The sequence below is a fragment of the Cereibacter sphaeroides 2.4.1 genome, assembly GCF_000012905.2.
Taxonomy (GTDB): domain Bacteria; phylum Pseudomonadota; class Alphaproteobacteria; order Rhodobacterales; family Rhodobacteraceae; genus Cereibacter_A; species Cereibacter_A sphaeroides.
In genome coordinates this window covers 692104-711592 of sequence record NC_007493.2, presented here as the reverse complement: position 1 = coordinate 711592, position 19489 = coordinate 692104, and the positions used below count along the sequence as shown (strand labels likewise).

Genomic DNA, 19489 nt, shown 5'->3' with positions numbered 1-19489 from the left:
TCCTGTGGACGCGTTATTATTCTTTGTTAACGGGCAGTTCACCAACCCGCATGATTTCCCACTCTAGCCGGATTCCCGAGCTTTGGAAAACCCTTTTTATCACTTCCTCCCCCAAACCTTCGAGATCGGCCGCCGTGGCGCCGCCCGCGTTGATGAGGAAGTTGGAATGCATCTCGCTCATCTGCGCCCCGCCGCGTCGCGCGCCGCGCAGTCCGGCCTCGTCGATGAGCTTCCAGGCCTTCAACTCGTGCGTGTCGTCGGCTCGCCCGGTCGAGGAAAAACCGGCCGGATTGCGAAAGGTCGAGCCCGCGCTGCGCTCCTTCGTGGGCTGGCTCGAATCCCTGCGCGCGATCTGCTCGTCCATGCGGCGCGCGAGTGCGGCCGGATCGCCCGCCTCGGCGCGGAAGGTGGCCTCGGTCAGCACGCAGCCCTCGGGCAGGGCACTTTGGCGGTAGGCGAGGCCCAGCTCGGCCGCGGGCAGCGTGACCGGCCTGCCCTCGCGCGTGACGGCGCGAACCTCGATCAGATGGTCCGCGACATAAGAGCCGTAGCAGCCCGCGTTCATCCGCACCGCCCCGCCGATCGAGCCGGGGATGGTGCGCAGGAAGGTGAGGTCGCGCCCCGCATCCGCCGCGTGGCGCGCCACATGGGCATCGAGCGCGGCGGCCCCGGCGATCACGCGGTCGCCCTCGATGCGGATCGCGTTGAAGCCGCGGCCGAGCCGGATCACCACGGCGCGCAGCCCGCCGTCGCGGACGATGAGGTTCGAGCCCACGCCCATCGGGAAGACCGGCACCGCCGGATCGAGCGCGCCGAGGAACTGCACGAGGTCGGCCTCGTCGGCGGGCTGGAACAGCCAGTCGGCCGGGCCGCCCACGCGGAGCCAGGTCAGATCGGCGAGGGAGCGGCCTTGGGTCAGGGTGCCGCGGACGGGCGGCATCATTCGATATGCTCCGGCGGCGGGCGGCGCAGGCGGCCGCCGAACCGGCCCACCGGCCAGTAGAGGCTGGCCGCGCCGAGGATCAGGGCGAACATGCCGAGGAAGGGTCCGTGCCGGTAGGTCACCCAGCCGAGAAGCGGGATGCCGGCCAGGATGAGGAGGGCAAGGCCCAGCCAGTGCACGCGGGCCGGCAGGTGATGGACGGCCATCGCAGCCACCACCCAGAGCCCGGCGAGGAGAAGCGGAGCGACCATCCCCCTCGGCGGCTTACGCCGCCTTCCCCATCAGACGCGCGGGCAGGTTGTTCGCCCAGGCCGAGATGGTGCCCGCGCCGAGGCACACGACCATGTCGCCCGGCCGGGCCTGCTCGCGCACCAGCCGCTCGAGATCGTCCTCGCAGAGGATGGCGCGCGCGTGCCGGTGGCCGTGGGCGATGAGCCCCGCCACCAGATCGTCGCGGCCGGCCCCCGGGATCGGATCCTCGCCCGCGGCATAGACCTCGGCGATGGCCACCACATCGGCCTCGTTGAAGCAGGTGCAGAAGTCGTCGAACAGCGAATGGAGCCGGCTGTAGCGGTGCGGCTGGTGGACCGCGATCACCCGCCCCTTCACCGCCTGCCGCGCGGCCTTCAGCACCGCCGCGATCTCGACCGGATGGTGGCCGTAATCGTCGATGATGGTGACGCCGCCCACCTCGCCCACCTTGGTGAAGCGCCGGTTGACGCCGCCGAAGGCCGCCAAGGCCTCGCGGATCTCGTCCTTCTTCATGCCGAGATGGCGGGCCACCGCGACCGCGGCCAGCGCGTTCGACACGTTATGGTCGCCCGGCATCGGCAGGCTCATGCCCTCGATCACATGGCCCGTTCCTTCGGACTGCAGGGCCACGTCGAAATGGGCGATGCCGTTCTCGTAGCGCAGGTTGATCGCGCGCACGTCGGCCTGCGCGTTGAAGCCGAAGGTCACGATCCTGCGGTCGGTCACGCGGCCGACCAGCGCCTGCACCTCGGCATGGTCGGTGCAGCAGACGGCGAGGCCGTAGAAGGGGATGTTGGTGACGAAGTCGTAGAAGCCCTTGCGCAGCGCATCGAACGAGCCCCAGTGCTCCATGTGCTCGGGGTCGATGTTCGTCACGATGGCGATGGTCGCGGGCAGGCGGTTGAACGAGCCGTCCGATTCGTCCGCTTCGACCACCATCCATTCGCCGGCGCCCGCCCGGGCGTTCGAGCCATAGGCATGGATCACGCCGCCGTTGATGACGGTCGGATCGAAGCCGCCCTTGTCCAGAAGGGTGGCCACCATGGTAGTGGTCGTGGTCTTGCCGTGGGTGCCCGCGATGGCGATGTTCGAGCGCATCCGCATCAGCTCGGCCAGCATCTCGGCCCGGCGCACCACCGGCAGGCCGCGCAGCCGCGCCTCCTCGAGCTCGGGATTGCCCTTCTTGATCGCCGAGGAGATCACGACGACCGCCGCCTCGCCGAGGTTGCCCGCGCGCTGCCCCTCGAAGAAGGTGGCGCCCAGCGACACCAGCCGCTCGGTGATCTTCGAGGCCTTCGCATCCGAGCCCTGCACGCGGTAGCCCAGTGTCATCAGCACCTCGGCGATGCCCGACATGCCGATGCCGCCGATGCCGACGAAATGGATGGGGCCGAGTTCCCCCGGCAGCTTCGTTGCGGCGTTCATGTCTCTTTCCTTGCCAGATGCTCCACCACCTCGACGAGACGCTCGGTGGCATCGGGGCGGCCGTGGGCCAGCGCATTGCGCGCCATCTGCCGCGCCGCGTCGGGCTGCGACAGCACCGCGGCGATGTGCTCCGAGAGCGCGCCGGGGTCAAGCGCGGATTCCGGGATGAGGATGGCGGCCTCGGCCTCGACGAGGCCGCGGGCGTTCGCGGTCTGGTGATCGGCAGTGGCCGCCGCGAAGGGCACGAGGATCGCGGGCCGGCCGATGATCGAGATGTCGGCCACCGACGAGGCGCCCGAGCGCGAGATCACGAGCTGCGCCTCCGAGAGCCTGCGCGGAATGTCGGTGAAGAAGGTCTTCACCTCGGCCAGAAGCCCCGCCCGGTCATAGGCTTCGGTGACGCGCGCCACATCCTCCTCGCGCGCCTGATGGGCGATGCGGAGGTTGGCCAAGATCTCCTCGGGCAGCCGCGCGATGGCTTCGGGCACCACGTCCGAGAGGACCCGCGCGCCCTGACTGCCGCCGATGACGACGAGGCTCATCGGATAGTCGCCGGGCACGATATAGGGGGCGGCGGCCCGCTCGAGCACCGCGGCCCGGACGGGATTGCCGGTGTAGTAGCCCTCGACCCCCTCGGGCAGGTCCGTGGGCCAGGTTCCGCAGCAGACCGCCTGCACGCGCGGCGCAAACAGCCGGTTCACCCGGCCGAGCACCCCGTTCTGCTCGTGGATCATCCGCGGCAGACGCAGCGCCACGGCCGCCGACAGCGCGGGAATCGAGGGATAGCCGCCGAAGCCCACCACCACCGAGGGCCGGTCGCGCAGGAAGCCCGCGACGGCCGAGGCCACGCCGCCCGCGATGCGGAGGGGGACCAGCGCCTTGGCCAGCGGGCCGCCGCGCGCGAAGGTGGCCGAGCTCACCTCCTCGATCTCGACGACATGGGGGAAGCCCCCGGCATAGCGGGCGCCGCGCGCATCGGTGGACAGCTTCACGCGCCAGCCGCGGCGGACCATCGCCTCGGCCAGGGCCTGAGCGGGAAACATGTGCCCCCCCGTCCCTCCCGCTGCGATCAGGAGGAGCGGCCGGCCCATGTCACCGCCCCCGCTTGAAGAGGATGTCGCCGATCTCGCCCTGCGGGCGCGAGCGGGTCATGGCCAGCAGCATCCCCACCGTCACCCCCGCCGCGATCACCGACGAGCCGCCATAGCTCACGAAGGGCAGCGTCATGCCCTTGGCCGGCAGCAGCCGCACGGCCACGCCCATGTTGATCATGGCCTGCACGCCGAAGATGCAGGCAAGGCCCGTGCCTGCGAGGCGGATGAAGGGATCGCGCTCGCGCATCAGCCGGAAGAGGCTGCGCACCGTCACCGTGCCGTAGAGCGCGAGGATGATGAGGACGAGGATCAGCCCGTATTCCTCGGCCGCGACCGCGATGATGAAGTCGGTATGCGCGTCGGGCAGCGACCATTTCACCTGCCCCTCGCCCACACCCACGCCGAAGAAGCCGCCCTCCTGGATGGCGTTCGTGGCGTAGCCCAGCTGGGTGCGCGGATCGAGATCGGGGTTCAGGAAGCCGTCGATCCGGCGCGCGAAGTGCTCGGACGAGTTGTAGGCGAAGAAGGCGCCCGCGCCCACGATGCTCATGATGATGGCGATCAGCGTCATGGGCGCACCGGCCACGAAATACATCACGCTCCAGCCGAAGAGCACCAGTGCGGCCTGACCGAAGTCCGGCTGCATCGCGAGGAGGAGCACGATCACGGTGGTGAGGGCGAAGGAGAAGCTCTTGCCGGGCGGGCCGTTCAGCTCCTGGCTCGCGGCCATGAGCCAGGCGCCGAGGATCACGAAGCCGGGCTTGAGGAATTCCGACGGCTGCACCGAGGCGAAGCCGAACGAGAACCAGCGCACCGCGCCCTTGCCGAAGTCGGTTCCGAAGAAGGGCAGCAGCACGAGGGCCACGAAGGCGCCGGCGAATCCCAGCACGCCCAGGCGGCGCACCATGTCGGGCGACATCATCGAGACCGCGAACATCGCCACGATCGCCATGCCGCCGAAGAAGGCCTGCCGCTGGACATAATAGAACGGGTCGAGCCCGTTGCGCGTGGCCAGCGGCACCGAGGCCGCGAGGCCGAGCAGGAGCCCGATCCCGAACAGCACCAGAATCGACGTCAGCGACCATTTGTCGATGGTGCGCCACCAGCGGGGAAGAACCGGCTCGGTTGCCCGCACGGGCATGGAGCCATAGACCATCTCAGTCATGGGAAAAATCCGCCTGCACTGCCTCGTCCGCCCGTTTTCCGGGTCTGGTGAAAAGTCTAGCCAAATGCGGGGCTCATGGCCAGCGGAAAGGCGGACGGAACGGACGCGCCGGACCGACGTTTCTTGGGCAGGGCCGCGCGATGCGCGCGGAGGCGCACGGGAGAGGGAGAGCACCGATGGCGGACGAAATCCAGATCGGCCCCGGGAGCGCCACGCGCCTCGAGTTCCGGCGGCATTTCGCGGCGACCCCCGAACAGCTCTGGGCCGCCCTCACGAGCCCCGCGCTCCTTCCGGCCTGGCTCTTCGCGAGGGGCTGGCCCATGACCGAGTGCGTGTTCGAGCCCCACAAGGGCGGCCTCATCCGACAGGTCTGGACCGGGCCCGAGGGCCGCACGCGGGGTCTCACCGGCCGGGTGATCCTGGCCGAACCGCCGCACCGGCTGATCCACAGCGAGCTCTATGACGAGGACTGGACGGGCGGCGAGACGCTCGTGACCCTGCAGCTTCTGCCCGTAGAGGGCGGCACCGAACTTGCGATGGCGGTGGACTACGCCACGCCCGAGGCGCGCGACGCGGTCGCCGCTTCGGCCATGGCGACCGAGATGGAGGAGGCCTATCGCCACCTCGACGTCATGCTCGCCGCCTGAGCGGACGGGGGGCGGAAGGAGCGCCGGGGGCCGTGTCGGTCATGAGGATCCCGCGTCGTGTCGCCGATCCTTCTGTCGCCCTCTGGCGGGAAGACGCGGAAAAGGCCGCCGGCACACCCGCATCGGGACCGGACCGGGCCGCCTGCGCCGCGGGTCTGCCCGAGCGAGACAGCCGCCGGAGCCCGGGCGCCATGGCTGTCTTTCCCGTCGCATGAGCTTCGGCCCGCCGCCGCCCCTCTCGAGCGCCCCCGGTCGTTCAGGCCTTCAGCCGAACTGCGGAGTCAGCCGGCGGGGACCGCCCGCCCAACCGGTCGATGCCCTCCGACCCTGCCCTGCCCGGCGGCGCCCCCGGATCAACCGGACATGCGTTCGCGCAGGATCTTCCAGCGGGCGAGGCTCGGCTCCGGCCAGTGCTGGCTGCGGGCATAATAGTCCGCCATGGCCGGCACGCCCTCGTCGAGCCGGACCCAGGGCAGCTTCGTCGTGGTGTAGATGTGGATGTCGGGCGGACAGGCCGCGGGCTCTGCCAGCGTGCCCACGCGGACGAAGGCCATCAACGGCCCGGCCCCGGCGTAATGGCTCCAGAGTGCGATCCGGCAGCGCGGGCAGCGCAGCACCTCCTGCCCCTTGCCCGAATGCGAGGGGATCGCCACCCTCTCGGGCTGCCCCGCCAGAAGCTCGATCCGGTCGGTCTCGATCAGGGCGTTGAGCGCGAAGGCGCTGCCGGATTCGCGCTGGCACCAGCTGCAGTGACAGCAATGAACGAAGAGCGGCCGCTCGGTCAGCCGGTAGGCGACCTCCCCGCAGATGCAGCGTCCTTCCATTTCCTCTCCCTCCCTCGCCTGCAGCCGTGCCGACCGTCGCGGCCCGGATTCCGTCGTTACAGCAGGGCCTTCACCTTCTCCATGAAGTCCTCGCCCCGCTTCTCGAAGTTCGGATACTGGTCGAAGCTCGCCGCCGCAGGCGCAAGCAGCACGACCTCGCCCGGCTGCGCCTCCTCGGCCGCGCGGGCCACCGCGCGCTCCATCGTCTCGCAGATCTCGTGGTCGGTCGCCCCGATCTGCAACGCAAAATCGCGCGCCGAATGGCCGATGAGATAGGCCTTCACCACCGAGCCCAGATGCGGCTGGAGCGCCACGATCCCGCCGTCCTTGCCGAGCCCGCCCGCGATCCAGCGGATCTTCGGGAAGGCCTGCAGCGCCTTGGCCGCGCTGTCCACGTTGGTGGCCTTCGAATCGTTCACGAAGCGCACGCCGCCCTTCTCGCCCACCGTCTGGCTCCGGTGCGGCAGGCCCGCGAAGGAGGCGAGCGCCGCCTCGATCTGGCGCGGGGCGAGGCCCATCGTCCGGCAGGCCGCATAGGCGGCGCAGGCGTTCTGGTGGTTGTGCGCCCCGGGCAGGCCCGGCATGGCGCGCAGGTCGATCGAGGCCATCTGCCGGCCCTTGCGCCATTCCGCGAGAAAGCCCTTGCGCGCGAAGACCGACCAGCCGAACCGCTCGAGCTTCTGGCCCGCCGAGATACGGATCACCCGGTCATCCTCGGGCGCAACCGACAGCTGGCCCGCGAGATAGAGCCCCTCGGGCTCGTCCACCCCGATCACGGCGCGGTCCGGGCCGCCTTCGGCGAACAGTCGGCGCTTGGCCGCGAAATAGCCGCCCATCCCGCCGTGCCGGTCGAGATGGTCGGGCGAGAGGTTGGTGAAGACCGCCACGTCGGGCGTCAGCGCGCGGGCGAGATCGGTCTGGTAGGAGGAGAGCTCCAGCACCACCACCTCGCCATCGCGGGCGGGGTCGAGATCGAGCACACCGCGGCCGATGTTGCCCGCCATCTGCGTGGGCCGGCCGGCCTCCGACAGGATGTGATGGATGAGCGCCGTGGTGGTGGACTTGCCGTTCGAGCCGGTGACGCAGACCACGCGCGGCATCTGGTCGAACGCGTCCCAGTCGCGGGTGGCGAAGCTGCGGAAGAAGAGGCCGATGTCATTGTCGACCGGCACGCCCGCCGCCATGGCGCGCGCGATAACCGGGTTCGGCGCGGGATAGAGATGCGGGATGCCGGGGCTCGTCACCAGAAGCGCCACGCCCTCGAAAGCCCGCTCGCGGGTGAGATCCGTCACCGTGAAGCCCTGCCCCTCGGCCTTGGCGCGCGCTTCGGGGCTGTCGTCCCACAGGAGCGGCTCGGCGCCCCCGGCTTCCAGCGCACGGGCGGTGGCAAGACCGGAACGGCCGAGGCCGAGCACGGCCACCTTTCGGCCCTCGAGGCCGCGGACGGGAATCATTCTGACGCATCCTTCTGCAGATCGGGCCGGAGAATGGAGGCGGATGCGGGGAGGTGCAAGGCGGCCCCTCCCCTTCTCCCGCCCCGACCGATCCGCAGATCTCCGGCAAGCGCCTTCCCAGGTCCGAGCAGAGAGGGGGCCGATGAGTCGCCCGGCAGAAGGTTCGATCCGAACCGGGCGCGAAGCCTGACCCGGGGGCCGCGGACGCATGGCATGTTCCCCGCACGAGCGCGGAGCCAAGCCGCAGGGTCTTCCGAAAGAAGGATTTACGCGAAGCGGGCGAAGAGCCCGACCCGGGGGTCGGCGGACGGAAGGCCGTTCCGGAGCCGAGCCGAAGGTCGTCCGGCCGACGGTCCCGACCCGGCGCGGGGCCCGGTCCGAAGGGCCGTCGGACGCAAGGCTCGCGGAAGGCCGCCGGCGACGCCCGGACCGTCAGACGGAGAGCTCGTTCTCGACCGCGCGCACGCCCGGCACGCCTGCCGCGCGTTCGGCGGCGCGCTCGCTGTCCTCGGCGCTGCCCGCGCTGCCGCGCAGGATCACCGTCGCGCCGCGCACCTCGACCGAGAGGTCGGCCACGTCGATCTCGAGATCGTCCTCGAGGAGCGCCGTCACCGCCTCGGCCAGATCGGCCACCGGGGCCTCTTCGCCCGTATCGTCGGCGAGATCCTCGTCGGCCAGCGCCTCTTCTTCGGCCGCTTCCTCCACGTCGGTGGCGGGCTCGGCCGGATAGGGCTCCTCGCCCTCCCATTCGACGGTGCTGTCGAACTCGCGCCAGCCCTGATGCTCGGCATCCTCGTCGGAGAGGCCGATGTCGTGGCTGTGCCGCGTTCGGGCGTCCGGCGGCGGATCGACATCGTAGCCCGACGCATCGGTGCGGCCGGTATCGTCGATATCGCGCGGCTGCTCGGTCTCGCGGTCGGCCATCGTGGCCGAGCCGGGCCGCGCAGCGTCGCCGGTGGCGTAGGGATCCTTCGGGTCGCCTTCCTCGGGACTCTCGTGCGGCGCCTTTGCCATGTCGTTCTCCTCAAGTTGCGGCAGGAGAACGGGCGTCGGGCGGGGCTTGTTCCCGGGGGCTGCAGCGCCCGGCAGGACCGGGCGCGCGCGCTGCGCTCAGCGCAGCTTGAGGGTCGAGAGGCCGATCAGGGCGAGGATCAGCGAGATGATCCAGAAGCGGATCACGATCTGCGGCTCGGCCCAGCCCTTCTTCTCGAAATGGTGGTGGATCGGCGCCATCAGGAACACCCGCCGCCCGGTGCGCTTGAAATAGAGAACCTGGATGATGACCGAGAGCGCCTCGGTGACGAAGAGGCCGCCCACGATCGCGAGCACGATCTCGTGCTTGGTGCAGACCGCGATGGCGCCGAGCGCGCCGCCCAGGGCGAGCGAGCCCGTGTCGCCCATGAAGACCGCGGCCGGGGGCGCGTTGTACCACAGAAAGCCCAGCCCGCCCCCCACGAGCGCGGAGCTGAAGATCAGAAGCTCGCCCGTGCCGGGGACGAAATGGACGCCCAGATAGTCGGTCAGATTGAAGTTGCCGACGACATAGGCGATCACGCCGAGGGTGGTGCCCGCGATCATCACCGGCATGATGGCCAGCCCGTCGAGCCCGTCGGTGAGGTTCACCGCATTGGCCGCGCCCACGATCACCACCATGGCGAAGGGCACGAAGAACCAGCCGAGATTGATGAGCGCATCCTTGAAGAAGGGCATGGCGAGCTGGAGCGTCAGATCCGGCGGATGCGACCAGGCGGCCGCGATGGCCGCGAGCGCGGCGATCAGGAGCCCGATCAGGAAACGCACCCGGCCCGGCACGCCCTTGGTGTTCTGCTTCTTCACCTTGGCATAGTCGTCGGCGAAGCCGATCAGGCCGAAGGCCACGGTCACGAGGAGGACGATCCAGACGTAAGGATTGTCGAGCCGCGCCCAGAGGAGGGTCGAGACCACAAGTGCCGAGAGGATCAGAAGGCCGCCCATGGTGGGGGTGCCCGCCTTGGCGAAGTGGGTGGTCGGCCCGTCGTCCCGGATCGGCTGGCCCTTGCCCTGCTTGCGGCGCAGGAAGTCGATCAGCGGGCGGCCGAAGAGGAAGCCGAAGATCAGCGCGGTGAAGAAGGCGGCTCCGGCCCGGAAGGTCAGGTAGCGGAAGAGGTTGAAAATGTCGCCGCCGTCGGAGAAGGCGGTCAGGAGATACAGCATCTGGTCGGCCCCTCAGGTCCTGGATGGGCTCGACTGGCCCAGTTTGCGGAGCGCGTCAACCACCAGGCTGACCTTGATCCCTTTCGAGCCCTTCACCAGCACGATGTCGCCCGCATCGACGAGCAGACGGGCCCGCGGCACGAGCTCGGCCGCGGTCTCGACCCATTCGCCGCGCTGGCGGCGCGGCAGCGCCTCGTGGAGCGCCCGCATCCGGGGGCCCACGCAGTGAACGAGGGCGATCTCGGCCAGGGCGGGATGGTCGGCCACCGCACGATGCAGCTCTGCCTCGGTGGGCCCGAGTTCGAGCATGTCGCCGAGGATGGCGATCCGGCGGCCGGCGGCGATCCGCCCGACCCCGTCGGTGGGCGCCATCGCGGCCAGAAGCTCGAGGCTCGCCGCCATCGAGGCGGGATTGGCGTTGAAGGCATCGTCGATCAGGTCGAAGCCTGCCTCGTCCACCGGGTCGAGCGCGATGCGCTCGCGCGTGCCGCGGCCCGAGGGCGGCGTCCAGAGACCCAAGTCGCAGGCGGCGATGGTGAGATCGAGCCCGAGCGCCTCGGCCGCGGCCAGAGTGGCGAGCGCGTTCGAGGCGAAATGCCGGCCCGGCGTCAGCACCTTGAAGAGGAAGGTTCCGCCGGCATGGCTCGCCCGCGCGACGGTGGCCTCGGGGGTGATCTGGATGTCGGCGAGGCGCCAGTCGGCGTCGGCCGTCTGGCCGAAGGTCACGGCCGGCACGCCCAGCGCCGCGGCGCGGGCTGCGAGCACCGGCGACACCTCGAGCCCGGCGGGCAAGATCGCGCGCCCGGCCGGCTCGAGCCCCTCGAGGATCGCGGCCTTCTCCTCGGCGATGGCGGAGAGGCTGTCGAAGGCCTCGAGATGGGCCGCGGCCACGGTGGTGATGAGGGCCAGATGCGGCCGGGCGAGGCGCGACAGCGGGGCGATCTCGCCCGGATGGTTCATGCCGATCTCGACGACGGCGAAATCCACGTCGGCGGGCATCCGCGCCAGCGTGAGCGGCACGCCCCAGTGGTTGTTGTAGGAGGCCTCGGCGGCATGGACGGTGCCCTGCCCGCCGAGCGTGGCGCGCAGCATCTCCTTGGTCGAGGTCTTGCCGACCGAGCCCGTCACGCCCACGACGCGGGCGCGGGTCCGGGCGCGGGCCGCGCGGCCGAGCGCGCGGAGCCCTTCCAGCACATCGGGCACGAGAAGGAGCGGCGCATCCTCGGGGAGGCCTTCCGGGCGGCGCGAGACCAGCGCCGCGGCGGCGCCACGGGCCAGCGCCTCGGCCACGAAGGCGTGGCCGTCGCGCTGGTCGGTGAGCGCCACGAAGAGGTCGCCCGGCCCGAGGCTGCGGGTGTCGATCGAGACGCCTGTGGCGGCGAAGGCGCGGGTGGCGCGGCCGCCCGTCGTGGCGGCGGCCTCGTCGGAGGTCCAGAGGGGGGTCATGCGTCAGGCCCGTTGCCGGCGGAGACGGGGGGCCAGCCCCCCGCGCCCCCCGGGATATTTCTGCCAGAATGAAGAAGGGAGGTGGGGGTCATATCAGCCCGTCCAGCGCGGCGGTGGCGATGCTCGCCTGTTCGGCATCGTCGAAGGGGAAGATGTCGGTGCCCACCACCTGGCCCGATTCGTGGCCCTTGCCCGCGATGAGGAGCGCGTCGCCCGGCGTGAGCGCATCGACGCCGCGCAGGATGGCCTCGGCCCGGTCGCCCACCTCATGCGCCTCGGGGCAGGCCTCGAGGATGGCGCGGCGGATGGCGGCGGGATCCTCGGTGCGGGGATTGTCGTCGGTGACATAGAGCACGTCGGCATGGTCTGCCGCGGCGCGGCCCATCAGCGGGCGCTTGCCGCGGTCGCGGTCGCCGCCGGCACCGAAGACGACGACGATGCGCCCCATCACATGCGGGCGCAGCGCCTTGAGGGCGGTGGCGAGGGCGTCGGGCGTATGGGCATAATCGACGAAGACCGAGGCACCGTTCTTGCGGGTGGCGGCGAGCTGCATCCGCCCGCGCACGCCCTGAAGCCGGGAGAAGGTGGCGAAGACCCGCTCGGGGGCGTCGCCCGCGCCGATGGCGAGGCTGGCCGCGACCGCGACGTTCCAGGCCTGGAAGCCGCCGATCAGCGGCAGACGCGCGAGATGCACCTCGCCCTGCCAGGAGAAGCGGAGGTCCTGCCCGGTCGCGTCGAAGCGCTGCGAGAGAAGGCGCAGGTCCGCATCGGCGTGAAAGCCCGTGCCGATCACCCGTTGCGCGCGCGCCCGCGCGAGGGCCGCGATCTCGGGGCCGCGGGGATCGTCGAGATTGACGACCGCCGTGCCCTCGTCGGGCAAGACCCGGGTGAAGAGCCCGGCCTTGGCGGCGAAATAGGCCTCGAAGGTCTCGTGATAGTCGAGATGGTCCTGGGTGAAGTTGGTGAAGCCCGCGGCCGCGAGATGCACGCCGTCGAGGCGGCGCTGCTCGAGCCCGTGGGAGGAGGCCTCCATGGCGGCATGGGTGACGCCCGCCTCGGCCGCCTCGGCGAGGAGCCGGTGGAGGGTGATGGGCTCGGGCGTGGTATGGGCGGAGGGGGCTGCGAAGGCGCCCTCGACGCCGGTCGTGCCGATGTTGATCGCGGCATGGCCGAGGGCCGCCCAGATCTGGCGGGTGAAGGTCGCGACCGAGGTCTTGCCGTTGGTGCCCGTTACGGCGACCACGGTCGCGGGCTGGCGGCCGAACCAGAGGGCGGCCGCGCCGGCGAGGGTCTGGCGGGGATCCTCGGCCAGGACGAGGGCCGCGCCCGAGCCCGCGAGCGCCTCGCGCGCGAGCGCCGCGCCGGCGGCATCGGTGAGGATCGCGGTGGCGCCTGCGGCGAGCGCCGCCGGCACGAAGCTCGCGCCGTGGCTGCGGGAGCCGGGCAGCGCCGCGAAGAGGGTGCCGGGGCGCACTTGCCGGCTGTCAACCGCGAGGCCGGTCACGGCGATGTCGCCTCCGCGGCCGCCTGCGGGCGTGAGCCCGAGCGCCGAGAGTGTTGCTGCGCGATCCGCCATCAGCGGTCTCCCTGTCAGTTGCGCACCGCTGTTATCCGATCCACGGGTGGGGCTTCAACCTTGGGGCGCAGGCCGAGGAGCGGCGCCGTGCGACGGATGATCTCGGCGGCCACGGGGACGGCGGTGTAGCCGGCCGTCCGGCGCGGCTGGGGACCCGAGGTCTCGACCGGCTCGTCGAGCGTGACGATCAGCACATAGCGCGGGTCCGAGGCGGGGAAGATGGAGGCGAAGGTGTTCACCACCTTGTCGTGATAATAGCCGCCGCGCGGGTTGGGCTTGTCGGCGGTGCCGGTCTTGCCCGCCACCTCGTAACCCTCGACGTCGCCGTAGGAGGCCGTGCCGCGCGTCACCACCTGCCGCAGCATCGCGAGCGAATCGTGCGCGACCTCGGCCCGCATGGCGCGCGCGCCCTGCGGACGGTCGTTCCCATGAAGGAGCGTGGGTTTCACGGTGATGCCGCCGTTCGCGATCGTGCCGTAGGCCGCGGCCAGATGCAGCGGGCTCGCGGCGAGCCCGTGGCCGTAGGAGGTGGTGATCGTGGTGATCTCGGCCCATTTCGCGGGGACGAGCGGGCGGGCATAGGGTGCCTCGACCAGCTCGACCGGGGTCGGATCGAAGAAGCCCAGCGATTTCAGGAAGGCCTGCTGGCGCAGCCCCCCGATCTGGAGCGCGAGCCGCGCCACACCCACGTTCGAGCTTTTCACGATGACGTCGGTGACCGAGAGGAGCGGGCCGTAATTGTGGTTCTTGAATTCCTTGATGAGGAACCGGCCCCAGCGCATCGGCGCATTGGCATCGACGATGGTCTGCGCATTCACGAGGCCCAGCTCCATCGCCTGAGCCACGGTGAAGATCTTGAAGGTCGAGCCGAGTTCGTAGACGCCCTGCACCGCGCGGTTGAAGAGCGGGCTGTCGCCGGGATCGGCGTTGCGATCGACGAGGGGCGCCGGACGGTCGTTCGGATCGAAGTCGGGCAGCGAGGCGAGCGCGAGGATCTCGCCGCTGTGCGCCTCCATCAGGATCGCCGTCGCGCCCTTGGCGTTCATCATCTTCATGCCGGCGCCGAGAACCTCGGTGATGGCCGCCTGCACGGTCAGGTCGATGGAGAGCTGCAGCGGCTCTCCGGCCGCCGCCGGATCGCGCAGCCGCGTGTCGAGCGCCTTCTCGATGCCGGCCGTGCCGATCACTTCCGCCGAATGGACGCCCTCGGCGCCGAAGCTGGTGCCGCCGAGCACATGGGCCGCCAGCCGGCCGTTGGGATAGAGGCGCATCTCGCGCGGGCCGAAGAGCAGGCCCGGGTCGCCGATGTCATGCACCTGCTGCATCTGCTCGGGCGAGAGCTTCTTGCGGATCCAGAGGAAGCGGCGGCCGTCGGTGAAGCGCTTGGCGAGATCCTCTTCCTTCAGTTCGGGGAAGATCGCCGCCAGCTCGCGGGCGACCCGGAGGGGATCCACCATGTCCTGCGGATGGGCGTAGAGCGAATGGGTCAGCAGGTTCGTGGCGAGGATCCGGCCCGAGCGGTCGGTAATGTCGGCCCGCTGGTTCAGGATCTCGGCCCCGCTCGCCGCCGCGCGCGGCTCCATGGGCTGGGTCGAGGCCAGAAGCCCCATGCGCGCCCCAATGACGGAGAAGGCGAGGAAGAAGCTGAGGCCGAGCAGCAGGAGCCGGCCCTCGGCGCGGTTGCGCGCCTTGTCGCGCATCGCCTCGTGGCGGATGCGGCGGTTCTCGCGCTCGATGGAATCGGGATTCTCGCCCTTGGCGCGGGCGTCGAGGATCCGGGCGAGGGGACGCAGCGGCGTGCGGATCACAGCGGCTCTCCCACTTCGCCCGAGATGTCGCCCGGCCGCAGATCCTGCGGCGTGACCACCTGAAGCGGATCCGGCGGGTAGGAGACCTGCGCGGCCGAGCCGAATTGCACGGCCTCGAGCGGCAGCAGGCCCAGACGGTCGAAGTTCAGCGCCGCCAGCTCGCGCAGCCGGTCGGGACGGTTCAGATAGGCCCATTCCGCGCGCTGCACCGAGAGCGACTCGCGCAGGGTCGCGATCTCGCGGTTGAGCGCCGAGACATCCTTGAGCGCCTGCTGCGTGGCATAGTTCTCACGGTAGGCCCAGAAGGCCAGCCCCATCACGGCGAGGAAGGTGAGGACATAGAGCACGGGGCGCATTCAGCGGCGTCCTTTCTTCGGGATGAGCGGGGTGCCGAGCGCCTGCGGATCGACCTTTCCCGCGGGGGCGTCCGTCCGGACGCCCACCCGCAGCCGGGCCGACCGGGCGCGCGGATTCTCGGCGAGTTCCGCCTCGTCCGGGCTGATGGCACGACGGAGCGGAAGAGTGAAGCGGGGCGCATCGGCGCGCGTCTCGGGGGCGTAGCGGTTGCCCTGCCCCTCGCCGCCCGAGCGGAGCTGGAGGAACCGTTTCACGATCCGGTCCTCGAGGCTGTGGAAGGTGACGACGGCGAGCCGGCCGCCGGGCCTGAGCGCGCGCTCGGCCGCCTCGAGCCCCTCGACCAGTTCCGAGAATTCGGCATTCACCGCGATACGGATCGCCTGAAAGCTGCGGGTGGCCGGGTGCATCTGGCCGGGCTTCGGCCGCGGCAGGCAGCGCGCCACGATCTCGGCCAGCGCGAGCGTGCGGGTGATGGGCGCCGCGGCGCGGGCCTCGACGATGGCGCGGGCGATGCGGCGCGAGGCGCGCTCCTCGCCATAATGATAGAGAATGTCGGCCAGCGTCTCCTCGGAGGCGGTATTGACCAGATCGGCCGCGCTTTCGCCCTCTTGGCTCATGCGCATGTCGAGCGGGCCGTCCTTCTGGAACGAGAAGCCGCGTTCGGCCAGATCGAGCTGCATGGAGGAGACGCCGAGATCGAGCACCACCCCGTCGAGGGGCGCGCCCGCATGGCTGTCGAGCTGCGAGAAGGTGCCCGCCACGAGGCGCAGGCGGTCGCCGTAGTCACCCGCCCAGCCGGAGGCCATCTTCAGCGCGAGCGGATCGCGGTCGACGCCGATCACCCGGTCCGCGCCCGCCTCGAGCAGACCCCGCGCATAACCGCCCGCCCCGAAGGTGCCGTCGAGCCATGTGCCCTCGACCGGCGCCACCGCGGCCAGAAGAGGACGCAGCAGCACCGGGATGTGGGGCCGGCGCTCGGTGTCGGCCTCGGCCATGGGTCAGAGCCCCGTCTCTTCGAGCAGCGAGAGCATGTCGGCGCCCGGAGGCAGGAGCACCTCCTCTTCGGCGGCGAGCTCGGCTGCGTAGGTGTCGGCCTTCCAGATCTGGAACTTGTTGAGCGTGCCCGCAAAGGTGGCTTCGGTGCCGCCCTTCAGCTCGTCGGGCGAGATGCCCAGCTTCTCGCGGCCCTTGGGCGGCAGCACGATCCGGCCGTCCTCGTCGAGCTCCATGTTAAGCGCGAGGGTGATCATGTTGCGTTCGAGATAGCGCCGCTTGGGCGTGCCCATGGGCAGGCTGCGGATCCGTTCCTCGATCCGCTCCATCTCGGAAATGGTGTAGCATTCGACGTAGGAGCGGTCGCCGCCATAGACGAGCACGAAGCTCGACCGGCCGCCGGAGAATTTGGGATCGCCCGCTTCGATGACACGACGGAAGGGGGCCGGGATCGACACCCGCGCCTTGGCGTCAACCTTCTGGTTGTATTCGCCTCTGAACGCCTCCGCCACTTCCCTGCGGCTCCTTCACTGTCCGGTGCCGTTCCGGGAGGCGCACCACGCACCCCGGAAACGAAAGCGGCGGATCGAGCGGCTGCCACTGCCCGATCCGCCGTGCCTGTCCCATCGCTGGGTGTCCAACTGCGCACACACACCTGGGGGGATGTCTGCTCGCATGCGCGCCGGATCTGTCATTGGATGAAAGCGGGTGCCTGTATGAAGCCTGCTTTTCGCCTGTTCGGGGTCTGTCGCCCCTGTTCACTGTCCCGTTCTCATCTCGTGAGCTAGGGATGCCATGGGATTTCATGGGACGCAATGGGCAGAATGGGCCCAGGCCCCCCAAAACGCGGGAAGCCGCTGACGGTCAACGACGCGGCAAGTTGGATCCGCACAACCTGAAACAGCAGATATTGGGAGTCAGAACTCCCCTGCGCCGAAATATTGTGTGAAATTGGCCAGCTGCGCCATCCCATACTTTCCCACGGAGACTCGCGGCTGCAGCGAATTTGCCACATATTCGGTTAAATTCGTCCGGGCAGGTCGCCGCCTGACGGTGCGAATCGCGGGGATGTGAGCAGCTTTGATTCCTCGGGATCGGCACATGAGAGCCTGTGTTCCATGGAATCCCGGAGAGGTGCCAGCGGCCGGGCGCCTTTCCCACGATTTCCCGGAAGCCCGTGTCTTCCGGGTCGCAGTCCGGCCGCGGGACGGTCCTGCGGACTCAATCCCATGATTTCCCGTGGCCTTGCGGCTATCCCCTTCCCTGGCCAGAACCCGGACGGGAGCACCTCACGGCGCGCGGTCGCGCAGGCTCGGCAGAAGCCGGTCTGTGGGAGCAGCTTCAGACGGCTCGTCGCCATGGGAAGAAGGTGGCTCCCTCCACCGCAGAGGCGGGAGCCGGGTCGCCGGGCCTCAGGCCATGCCGCCTGCCACGAGGCGGCGGGCGAGATCGGCATAGGCCTCGGCGATCGGCCCCTCGCCGGCCGCGACCGGACGGCCCTCGTCGCCCGCGAGGCGGATGGAGAGATCGAGGGGCAGTTCGCCCAGGAACGGCACGTCGAGGCGCCGCGCCTCCTCCGCCACGCCGCCATGGCCGAAGATATGGGCCTCGTGGCCGCAGTTCGGGCAGACGTAGCTCGACATGTTCTCGATCAGTCCGAGAACGGGCGTCTTCAGCTTGCGGAACATGTCGAGCGCCTTGCGCGCGTCGAGGAGTGCCACGTCCTGCGGCGTCGAGACCACGATGGCGCCCGTGACCTGCGTGCGCTGGCAGAGGGTGAGTTGGATGTCACCCGTGCCCGGCGGCAGGTCCACGAGTAGCACGTCGAGCTCGCCCCAGGCCACCTGCCCCAGAAGCTGCTGGAGCGCGCCCATCAGCATCGGGCCGCGCCAGATCACCGCCTCGTCCTCCTTCAGCATGAGGCCGAGCGACATCATGGTGACGCCATGCGCGGAGGGCGGCAGGATCGTCTTGCCGTCCGGCGAGGCGGGCCGGCGGTTCACCCCCATCATGCGCGCCTGCGAGGGGCCGTAGATGTCGGCATCGAGCAGGCCGACCTTCCGGCCCTGCCGCGCGAGCGCTACGGCGAGGTTCGAGGAGACGGTGGATTTACCGACGCCCCCCTTGCCGGATCCGATCGCGATGATCCGGTCGATCCCGGCGATCGGCTGGGGCCCGGCCGCCTGCGGCGTCGGATGCTGGCCGATCTTGAGCGAGGGCGCGGCAGGCCCGTGGGCCGTCATCACCGCCTGCACGCCCGCGACGCCCGGCAGAGCGCGCAGCGCGCGCTCGGCCTCGGCCCGGACAGGCTCCAGCGCACGGGCGGCCTCGGCGCTCGGCGCCTCGATCACGAAGCGCACCGCATCGCCCTCGACGGTCAGCGCACGAATCAAATCTCTCGAAACGAGCGTGCCCCCGTCCGGCAGCGGGATGCGGTCGAGGACCGCGAGGACGGATTCACGAGCGATGGGCATGGCCTTCTCCTTTGACCCGGGCGGGCCTAGCTTGCAGGGCTTGGACTAAAGGACAAGCCTGCGTTTTCAAAGCGCCCCCGAAGCGGGCGAAGCGCTTGCAAGAGCGCACAAATCCGGGCGGGAGAGCCATGCAGACGCCGCATGGCAGCATTGCCCATGCGGCGCATTGTGCAGATGCAGCAAATGGCCCATGTTTGCCCTAACAGCGCGACGGCAAAGTCACGAACGAACCCGGTCCGCGCAGTCTAGACGAACCTGAGGCAGATGAAATGGCTTACGCAAACACCACCCGTATCGGGCACCACGGTCTGGGAGACCGTGTTTCGGCCCTGGTGGCTTCGGTGAAACTCGCTCTCGCGCAGCGCCGGATCTACCGGCAGACCGTGCGCGAACTGAACTCGCTGACGACCCGCGAACTGTCCGACCTCGGCATCCACCGCTCGATGATCACCCGCATCGCGATGGAAGCCGCCTACGGTCTCTGAGTTTCCTGCGAGGTCCCACCTCCTCCCGGGACCTGTAGCAGCAGCGGCGACGCCTCTCCTCCTCCCTGGTGTCGCCGTCCTTTCTTCCGAAGCGCAAGCTTCCCCCTCTTCGAACGGCCTCTCCTCCTCCCTGGCCGATCGGAACCGCAGCGGCCCCCTCCTCCTCCCTGGGGTCGCTGCACCAGATCCGGGCATCGGGCCTCGCACCCCCTGCCCACTGGACTTCGGCACTGCACCTCCTCCCGCGGTGCCGATGACCAAGCGGCGGCTCCCTCCTCCTCCCTGGAGCCGTCGCCCCCCTTTCCGGGATCGGGCCTCGTGCCCCCTCCCACCGGACTTCGGCACTGCACCTC

The 19489-nt window shown here is 70.1% G+C and carries 18 protein-coding genes; 2 read left to right on the top strand and 16 right to left on the bottom strand.

Annotation, left to right across the window (positions count from 1 at the left end):
• Window positions 1–16: 16 nt before the first annotated feature.
• Genes murB through ftsW form a run of 5 tightly spaced genes read right to left on the bottom strand, consistent with a single transcriptional unit; the run spans window position 17 to window position 4879 of the window.
• Complete coding sequence (gene murB / locus RSP_RS03565) at window positions 17–943, bottom strand: UDP-N-acetylmuramate dehydrogenase (RefSeq protein ID WP_011337243.1); 927 nt, start codon at window positions 941–943, stop codon at window positions 17–19.
• Window positions 940–1194, bottom strand: coding sequence for a DUF2484 family protein (locus RSP_RS03560; protein ID WP_011337242.1), 255 nt, complete (start codon window positions 1192–1194; stop codon window positions 940–942). The genes murB and RSP_RS03560 overlap by 4 nt, the downstream gene beginning before the upstream one ends.
• 13 nt (window positions 1195–1207) lie before the next feature.
• On the bottom strand, window positions 1208–2620 hold the full coding sequence (murC, locus tag RSP_RS03555) for a UDP-N-acetylmuramate--L-alanine ligase (RefSeq protein ID WP_002719263.1): 1413 nt from the start codon (window positions 2618–2620) through the stop codon (window positions 1208–1210).
• On the bottom strand, window positions 2617–3711 hold the full coding sequence (locus tag RSP_RS03550) for a UDP-N-acetylglucosamine--N-acetylmuramyl-(pentapeptide) pyrophosphoryl-undecaprenol N-acetylglucosamine transferase (protein ID WP_011337241.1): 1095 nt from the start codon (window positions 3709–3711) through the stop codon (window positions 2617–2619). Before RSP_RS03550 ends, murC begins: the two co-directional genes overlap by 4 nt.
• Window position 3712: 1 nt before the next feature.
• Window positions 3713–4879: a putative lipid II flippase FtsW gene (ftsW, locus tag RSP_RS03545; protein WP_002719261.1), complete on the bottom strand. Its 1167-nt coding sequence runs from the start codon at window positions 4877–4879 to the stop codon at window positions 3713–3715.
• A gap of 176 nt (window positions 4880–5055) precedes the next feature.
• Between ftsW and RSP_RS03540 the strand changes: the two genes are divergently transcribed.
• Window positions 5056–5526, top strand: coding sequence for an SRPBCC domain-containing protein (locus RSP_RS03540; RefSeq protein WP_017140118.1), 471 nt, complete (start codon window positions 5056–5058; stop codon window positions 5524–5526).
• A gap of 353 nt (window positions 5527–5879) precedes the next feature.
• Here the strand turns inward: RSP_RS03540 and RSP_RS03535 are convergent, their stop codons facing one another.
• From RSP_RS03535 to RSP_RS03485, 11 genes are all read right to left on the bottom strand, one after another.
• Complete coding sequence (locus RSP_RS03535) at window positions 5880–6350, bottom strand: GFA family protein (RefSeq protein WP_011337239.1); 471 nt, start codon at window positions 6348–6350, stop codon at window positions 5880–5882.
• 56 nt (window positions 6351–6406) lie between these two features.
• On the bottom strand, window positions 6407–7804 hold the full coding sequence (gene murD, locus RSP_RS03530) for a UDP-N-acetylmuramoyl-L-alanine--D-glutamate ligase (protein WP_011337238.1): 1398 nt from the start codon (window positions 7802–7804) through the stop codon (window positions 6407–6409).
• 432 nt (window positions 7805–8236) lie between these two features.
• Complete coding sequence (locus tag RSP_RS03525) at window positions 8237–8818, bottom strand: BON domain-containing protein (protein WP_009562980.1); 582 nt, start codon at window positions 8816–8818, stop codon at window positions 8237–8239.
• Window positions 8819–8914: 96 nt separating this feature from the next.
• Window positions 8915–9997 (bottom strand): phospho-N-acetylmuramoyl-pentapeptide-transferase, encoded by a 1083-nt coding sequence (mraY, locus tag RSP_RS03520; protein WP_002719256.1) that lies wholly within the window; start codon window positions 9995–9997, stop codon window positions 8915–8917.
• Between the two features lie 12 nt (window positions 9998–10009).
• Window positions 10010–11443, bottom strand: a complete 1434-nt coding sequence (locus RSP_RS03515; RefSeq protein WP_011337237.1) for a UDP-N-acetylmuramoyl-tripeptide--D-alanyl-D-alanine ligase — start codon at window positions 11441–11443, stop codon at window positions 10010–10012.
• Window positions 11444–11531: 88 nt separating this feature from the next.
• A complete protein-coding gene (locus tag RSP_RS03510; protein ID WP_011337236.1) occupies window positions 11532–13019 on the bottom strand; it encodes a UDP-N-acetylmuramoyl-L-alanyl-D-glutamate--2,6-diaminopimelate ligase in 1488 nt (495 codons plus the stop codon).
• Window positions 13020–13033: 14 nt separating this feature from the next.
• Window positions 13034–14827: a peptidoglycan D,D-transpeptidase FtsI family protein gene (locus RSP_RS03505; protein WP_002719253.1), complete on the bottom strand. Its 1794-nt coding sequence runs from the start codon at window positions 14825–14827 to the stop codon at window positions 13034–13036.
• Window positions 14824–15183, bottom strand: coding sequence for a cell division protein FtsL (gene ftsL, locus RSP_RS03500; protein WP_002719252.1), 360 nt, complete (start codon window positions 15181–15183; stop codon window positions 14824–14826). The genes RSP_RS03505 and ftsL overlap by 4 nt, the downstream gene beginning before the upstream one ends.
• Window positions 15184–16179: a 16S rRNA (cytosine(1402)-N(4))-methyltransferase RsmH gene (rsmH, locus tag RSP_RS03495; protein WP_011337235.1), complete on the bottom strand. Its 996-nt coding sequence runs from the start codon at window positions 16177–16179 to the stop codon at window positions 15184–15186.
• 3 nt (window positions 16180–16182) lie between these two features.
• Complete coding sequence (gene mraZ / locus RSP_RS03490; protein WP_011337234.1) at window positions 16183–16689, bottom strand: division/cell wall cluster transcriptional repressor MraZ; 507 nt, start codon at window positions 16687–16689, stop codon at window positions 16183–16185.
• A gap of 900 nt (window positions 16690–17589) precedes the next feature.
• Window positions 17590–18651 (bottom strand): Mrp/NBP35 family ATP-binding protein, encoded by a 1062-nt coding sequence (locus RSP_RS03485; protein ID WP_011337233.1) that lies wholly within the window; start codon window positions 18649–18651, stop codon window positions 17590–17592.
• A gap of 269 nt (window positions 18652–18920) precedes the next feature.
• On the opposite strand from RSP_RS03485, the gene RSP_RS03480 reads away from it, so the two are divergent.
• Window positions 18921–19136, top strand: a complete 216-nt coding sequence (locus tag RSP_RS03480) for a DUF1127 domain-containing protein (protein WP_011337232.1) — start codon at window positions 18921–18923, stop codon at window positions 19134–19136.
• The last annotated feature ends 353 nt before the right edge of the window (window positions 19137–19489 follow it).